The organism is Psychrobacter sp. T6-6, assembly GCF_052258185.1.
In the GTDB taxonomy this organism is placed as follows: Bacteria; Pseudomonadota; Gammaproteobacteria; order Pseudomonadales; family Moraxellaceae; genus Psychrobacter.
On record NZ_JBQQEX010000030.1, the window covers coordinates 1 to 525 of the forward strand.

1 protein-coding gene is annotated in these 525 nt (G+C 70.1%); it reads right to left on the reverse strand.

Annotated elements, in window-relative coordinates:
* Nucleotides 1–525: histidine kinase dimerization/phospho-acceptor domain-containing protein (locus tag ACTXGL_RS14105; RefSeq protein ID WP_443527310.1), on the reverse strand; the 525-nt coding region annotated here is incomplete at both ends.

Sequence of the window (525 nt, forward strand, 5' to 3'; positions counted from 1 at the left end):
CGAGCAGGCGGTGGGTCAGCGCCGCCGCCCGCTTGGCCGCGCCCTGCGCGGCGGTCATGTAGCGGTCGAGGTCGGTCATCCGACCCTGGCTCATCCGCGTCTGCAGCAGCTCCAGGCTGCCCGAGATGCCGGTGAGTAGGTTGTTGAAGTCGTGGGCGATGCCGCCGGTGAGCTGCCCGACCGCCTCCATCTTCTGCGACTGCCGCAGCGCCTCCTCGACCTTCTCGCGCCGGGCGGCCTCTTCGGCCACGCGCTGCTCCAGGGTGGCGTTGAACGCCTCCAGGGCGGCCTTGGCGCGCAGCTCGTCCTCGATGTTGCGGGCCTCGATGACCGTGCCGATCGGCTCGCCGCGCTCGTTCCGGATCGGGCTCGCGGTGAAGCCTACGGGATAGAACGAGCCGTCCTTGTGGACGAAGACCTCCTCGCCCTGCTCGCGCTCGTTCTCCGGGAAGGCCTGGTCGATCGGGCATTCGCAGAGCGGGTAGGGCGATCCGTCCGGCCGCGTGTGGTGGACAACGTCGTGCA